The sequence below is a fragment of the Brasilonema octagenarum UFV-OR1 genome, assembly GCF_963888615.1.
GTDB classification, from domain to species: domain Bacteria; phylum Cyanobacteriota; class Cyanobacteriia; order Cyanobacteriales; family Nostocaceae; genus Brasilonema; species Brasilonema sennae.
Genome location: NZ_CAWPKW010000200.1, coordinates 1 through 5,564 on the forward strand (window position 1 = coordinate 1; position 5,564 = coordinate 5,564).

Annotated in this window: 6 protein-coding genes; 5 read left to right on the forward strand and 1 reads right to left on the reverse strand. The window is 43.9% G+C overall.

The window, feature by feature from the left end:
* Nucleotides 1-593: 593 nt before the first annotated feature.
* The 3 genes from apcA (at nt 594) to AC5590_RS14675 (ending at nt 2,073) form a co-directional block, all read left to right on the forward strand.
* Complete coding sequence (gene apcA / locus AC5590_RS14665) at nt 594-1,079, forward strand: allophycocyanin subunit alpha (protein ID WP_169268829.1); 486 nt, start codon at nt 594-596, stop codon at nt 1,077-1,079.
* Between the two features lie 66 nt (nt 1,080-1,145).
* Nucleotides 1,146-1,634 (forward strand): allophycocyanin subunit beta, encoded by a 489-nt coding sequence (gene apcB / locus AC5590_RS14670; RefSeq protein WP_169268830.1) that lies wholly within the window; start codon nt 1,146-1,148, stop codon nt 1,632-1,634.
* Between the two features lie 232 nt (nt 1,635-1,866).
* Complete coding sequence (locus AC5590_RS14675) at nt 1,867-2,073, forward strand: phycobilisome linker polypeptide (RefSeq protein WP_169268831.1); 207 nt, start codon at nt 1,867-1,869, stop codon at nt 2,071-2,073.
* Between the two features lie 246 nt (nt 2,074-2,319).
* On the opposite strand, the gene AC5590_RS14680 is transcribed toward AC5590_RS14675, so the two are convergent.
* On the reverse strand, nt 2,320-2,838 hold the full coding sequence (locus AC5590_RS14680) for a hypothetical protein (protein WP_169268832.1): 519 nt from the start codon (nt 2,836-2,838) through the stop codon (nt 2,320-2,322).
* A 428-nt stretch (nt 2,839-3,266) separates the two neighbouring features.
* On the opposite strand from AC5590_RS14680, the gene AC5590_RS14685 reads away from it, so the two are divergent.
* Nucleotides 3,267-4,460 carry an FtsW/RodA/SpoVE family cell cycle protein gene (locus AC5590_RS14685; protein WP_169268833.1) on the forward strand — a complete coding sequence of 398 codons (1,194 nt, stop codon included), beginning with the start codon at nt 3,267-3,269 and terminating at the stop codon, nt 4,458-4,460.
* 239 nt (nt 4,461-4,699) lie between these two features.
* Nucleotides 4,700-5,564, forward strand: an 865-nt coding sequence (locus tag AC5590_RS14690) for a TIR domain-containing protein (protein ID WP_169268834.1), incomplete at its 3' end; no start/stop codon positions are given.

Sequence of the window (5,564 nt, forward strand, 5' to 3'; positions counted from 1 at the left end):
ACGCTGCGCGTTCGCTCTTAGCGTGCGCTTGCGCTTACGCCGTAAGGCGTGCGCTTTGCGCATACCCGAAGGGCGTGTGTAGGGATAAAAACAGAAGCAGGGAGCACCGGAGTAGGGAGAAGACTAGTTCACGTGAACTAATTTCCCCCAGCACCCAGCACCCAAGCTAAGCGTGCTCCCTACTTCTTCCCCCTTACACCCTTACAACGCCAGGTGCGCGACTGTCGGGAAACCCGCCCACAGCACTGGCTCCCCTTACACCCTGCCCCTAAGACTATTGACTTGCAAAAGGTATTCTAAGCTTTGCCAACATTAGCTTTGTGACTGTCAGTAGAGCAGTAAACTTGAATTGCAATGTTACAAAGTATTAAGAGGAGTCATAATTGCTCAACAGAATGCCCGAAAATAATTCCGGAAGGTAACTGAGTTTATGAGCTTATGTACTAGCCATTACGCAAGCGCACTCGTTTAGTATTAGTTGCACCAGTTGTTTGGCTGTTGTATCTAAAAGATGAGAAAATAAGCTTAGTTAACCAATCAAAGCCGCACCAGTTTAAGATTCTGGTTTTATTTAGTACTGGAGGAATCCATTAATGAGTATCGTCACGAAGTCCATCGTGAATGCTGACGCAGAAGCGCGCTACCTCAGTCCTGGTGAACTAGACCGGATTAAGGGATTTGTTACTAGTGGTGAAAAGCGTATCCGCATTGCTCAAGTTATCACCGAGAACCGCGAGCGTATTGTGAAGCAAGCTGGTGATCAACTGTTCCAAAGACGTCCTGATGTTGTTTCTCCTGGCGGTAATGCTTACGGTCAAGAAATGACAGCTACCTGTTTGCGCGATTTGGATTACTACCTCCGTCTCGTCACTTACGGCGTTGTCGCTGGTGATGTCACCCCCATTGAAGAAATTGGCCTTGTGGGTGTTCGCGAAATGTACAAGTCCCTTGGTACTCCAATTGAAGGTGTTGCTGAAGGTGTCCGTGGTTTGAAGAACGCTGCTGCGTCACTGATGTCTGGTGAAGACGCTGCTGAAGCTAGCGCTTACTTCGACTACGTAGTCGGTGGCTTGCAATAGGGTGAAGTTATTTCCCTGCTGAAACTGAACTAATGCAATAAGGTTGGAAATAAGGAATTAACTAACATGGCTCAAGACGCAATTACCTCTGTCATTAACTCTGCAGACGTTCAAGGTAAGTACTTGGATACTTCTGCTCTTCAAAAGCTTAAGAGCTACTTCTCAACTGGCGAACTGCGCGTACGTGCTGCTACCACCATTGCTGCTAACGCATCTGCAATTGTCAAAGAAGCTGTAGCTAAGGCTCTGTTGTATTCTGACATTACCCGTCCCGGTGGTAACATGTACACCACTCGTCGCTATGCTGCTTGCATCCGCGACTTGGATTACTACCTCCGTTATGCTACCTACGCTATGTTGGCAGGCGATCCATCCATATTGGATGAGCGTGTCCTCAATGGCTTGAAAGAAACCTACAACTCCTTAGGTGTACCCGTCGGTGCTACCGTGCAAGCTATCCAAGCTATCAAAGAAGTGACTGCTAGCTTGGTAGGTCCTGACGCTGGTAAGGAAATGGGTGTTTACTTGGATTACATTTCCTCCGGCTTGAGCTAAAAGCTAGGTTGCACTTGAGAACTTAAGTGCGGCTTTATTAAGTAAGGTCTGGAAATCAGTCGTGAGTGCTAGAACTTTTAATCGCTTATCTTGCTAAAGATGCATGTATGATGAGTGTTAAAAGTTTAGTATTGATGCTTGATTTCCAGCCTTTGAGTGATTACATAAAATATGCACTCATAATTTTTTGAAATAAAGAAGTTTCCATTTCACTATAGGGAGATATCAAAACATGGCAAGGATGTTTAAAATTACAGCTTGTGTTCCTAGTCAAACTCGGATTCGTACTCAGCGTGAACTGCAAAACACTTATTTCACTAAGTTAGTTCCCTACGAAAACTGGTTCAGTGAACAACAACGGATTCAAAAAGCAGGCGGCACAATTGTTAAGGTAGAGTTGGCTACTGGTAAGCGGGGAGCTAATACTGGCTTGTCTTAATCTGACCAAATCAGTGAACAGTGAACAGTGAACAGTGATAACTGATAACTGATAACTGGTAACTAATAACTGATATTAAAATCCCCGCTCATTCATTGATGGGGATTAACTGGTAACTGATAACTGGTAACTGATAACTGTTAAGGCTACTTAGTTATGTGAATACGACTTGTAGGAAGTTGTTAAGAGGTCAGGTAGACCTCTTTTTTGTTTGCGCAAAACGCGGTTAAAAACCTGATTATTCTGCTAGCTTGATGGAGGTCGCTTTGGCATGTTCTGGTGAAATTTATCCAGTTGTTGTCGCTGTTCATCAGTGAAAACTGATTTCACTTGTTCATGAGATGCCTGCATAATCTCCTCAATTTTTGCTTTTTGATCATTACTAAGATTCAAGTCAGCAAAAGGACCTTTTTTGCCTTCTGGTGGTGGCATAGGAATACCAGGACCAGGACCACCAAAGCCACCGTCCATCCCACCTCTACGGTTTCTCATTTGAGCGACTTTTTGTTCTAATGTCTGCCGTTGTTCTGATGTGAGAAGGGCATCTATTTTTTCTTTGGTTTGTTTGTCAATTTCGTCCAAACGTTGTTTTTGGTCATCACTCAGGTTTATATTTGGAGGTTGACCTGGTGGTCCTGATTGGGGAAAGTTTTGCGCATGGAAAGCTGGACTTGATGGGAAGGGAAAAGCTTGTGCGCTTAAAGGAACAGCTATCAAAGTCAGCCCAATCACTACAGAGAACATCTTGACAAGTTTGAGTTTCATTATGACCTCGTTGCCAATTTATTGAGTTCGACATTCAAATCATAAGAATTTCTATGATTCTTTGAGATGGGGGAAAAGTCCCAAATCTCACTTTTTTGTCGTAGAGAAAAAGTACTAAATTCAAACAGGACTTTTCTCCTACTTGATCGGCATAGGGGTGTAAGGGTGTGGGGGTGTAGGGGTGTGGGGGAAATCTGGCGGTATTTTATTTCGATGGGTAAAATCTGGGTTGACAGCGTAATATTCTTCTCATACCTGTCGCAAAGTTTGAGTACTGTAATGATCGCCCCTGCTTGGTGGGAGTTCTCGGTTTGCTCAAGTCTGATCCTGAAACACAGAATCAACAACTTAATCCCTTTTGAGTGCAAGTTGGTATCATTAACGTCAACTCCAAACGATCGCACCTTACAATTTAAATTTTATTCGTCGTGAATCTACGCCGCCTGACTTTATTATTTGATGACTCCGTGTCCAGCTGGGCACTAGAAGCGCGTTTATTGCGCTGGTTAACACTGGTTTGGCTGTTTGTGGGATTAGTGATGCTGTTTTCGGCATCCTATCCCGTAGCCGATGTTCGTCAACATGACGGAATGTACTACTTTAAACGTCAACTTTTGTGGGTACTAGTCGGTTTAATAGTATTCAATATTGTTGTTCATTTGCCTTTGCATAAAGTTTTGGGCATATCTCATTGGTTTGTGATAGTGCTTTTAGGGTTGATTTTCGCGACTTTAGTACCGGGAGTAGGAAAGAAGGCTTTTGACGCATCCCGGTGGATAGCTTTAGGACCGATTCCAATTCAACCTTCTGAATTAATTAAACCTTTTTTGGTGTTGCAAAGTGCCCGACTTTTTGGTCAGTGGGAAAACCTGAGTTGGCGTGTTCGCTTCTTTTGGCTGGGGATTTTTGGTCTGGTTCTTTTAGGTATTTTAGGACAACCTAACTTGAGCACAACCGCACTGTGTGGTATGACGATTTGGTTTATTGCCCTTGCTGCTGGATTACCTTACAAGTACTTAGGAGGAACTGCAATTGGAGGAGTGTTGTTGGCAGTACTTAGTATTAGTATCAAGGAATATCAGCGTAAGCGGGTGTTGTCATTCCTCAATCCTTGGGCTGATGCAACTGGGGATGGCTATCAACTGGTGCAAAGTTTGCTAGCTGTAGGTTCTGGTAGACAATGGGGTGCAGGATTTGGGCTTTCTCAACAAAAGCAGTTTTATTTGCCAATTCAGGATACTGATTTTATTTTTGCTGTGTTTGCTGAGGAGTTTGGCTTTGTTGGTGGTGTTGTGCTGTTGTTATTGATTGCTTTATACGCCACTTTAGGATTAATTATCGCTCTGAAGGCAAAGCATCCAGTGTATCGATTGGTGGCGATCGGTGTCACAATTTTGATGGTGGGACAATCTTTACTCCACATTGGTGTGACTACTGGTGCTTTGCCAACAACGGGTTTGCCATTGCCCATGTTTAGTTATGGTGGAAATTCGATGATTGCAAGTTTGATGGCATCTGGTTTGATTATTCGGGTTGCACGCCAGAGTAGTGAAGCTGAGGTGGTACCGTTGCGAGAGGAAGGTGAGAAGAGGCGCAAACGACGGCTATTTCAAAAAAAATAAGCAATACACAGCTGTAGAGACGTTACATGTAACGTCTCTACATTATTCATGATGGTGTATGTGATTCTTGAAAGAACCGTTATATATCACCTCAGTTGTGCATAAGTTAATTTTGGTTTTCTCTATAAAATAATGTGTAAGTATCAGCAAAAAATTTCATTGTGCTGCTTTGGGGTCTCATCTACAGAATTTGCATTTTGTCAATAACCTAGGTTTTCATATTTCCTGCATCTCGCGCTATGAGTGAAAACACCCGTGTCAAAACAATTTTGCTCTTGGCGGCGAATCCAAGAAATACTTCCCAGTTACGACTGGATGAAGAGGTACGGGAAATTGATGAGGGATTGCGACGGGCTAATAAGCGAGAACTGTTTAAGTTAGAGCAAAAATGGGCGGTTCGTTCTCGCGACTTTTATCGGGCAATTCTCGACACTCAACCCCAAATTGTTCACTTTTTTGGACACGGTGCTGGGGAAGATGGCATTGTGTTGGAGGATGAAACGGGGCAAGTGGCGCTTGTGCAAGCAGATGCGTTGGCGAGTATGTTTAAGCTATTTGCGAAAAAGGGAGTTGAGTGTGTTCTCATGAACGCTTGTTATTCCCAGGTGCAAGCAGAGGCGATTAGCCAACACATTGAGTATGTGATTGGGATGAATCGGCAGATAGGAGATAAAGCTGCGATTAATTTTGCTGTGGCGTTTTACGATGCTTTAGCAGCTGGGGAAGAGATGGAGTTTGCTTATGAGTTGGGTTGTTCTCAGCTTTTTGGTTTGAAGGAAAACCAAACTCCAGTGCTGAAAAGAAAATTGCTTAATAATCTTATTCCTGAAAAGACGACGCGCCAGCGTATTTTTATCAGCTATAAGCGCGATGTTGAGCCGGATGAACCAGTGGCTTTAGAGGTTTTTCAAGCGCTGTCGCAGCAGCACGAGGTTTTTATCGATCAACGAATGCTCGTTGGGACGCGCTGGGCTGAACGCATTGAAGAGGAAATTAGTCAAGCAGATTTTCTCATCGTTTTCCTTTCATCTCGCTCAGTTTACAGCGAGATGGTAGAGCAAGAAATCAAGATGGCGCACGAGATGGCGCAAGTGCAGGGAGGAC

Coding starts and splice junctions, on each gene's coding strand:
- AC5590_RS14680 (WP_169268832.1), bottom strand. CDS start 2,838: ATGAAACTCAAACTTGTCAAGATGTTCTCTGTAGTGATTGGGCTGACT.
- AC5590_RS14675 (WP_169268831.1), top strand. CDS start 1,867: ATGGCAAGGATGTTTAAAATTACAGCTTGTGTTCCTAGTCAAACTCGG.
- apcB (WP_169268830.1), top strand. CDS start 1,146: ATGGCTCAAGACGCAATTACCTCTGTCATTAACTCTGCAGACGTTCAA.
- apcA (WP_169268829.1), top strand. CDS start 594: ATGAGTATCGTCACGAAGTCCATCGTGAATGCTGACGCAGAAGCGCGC.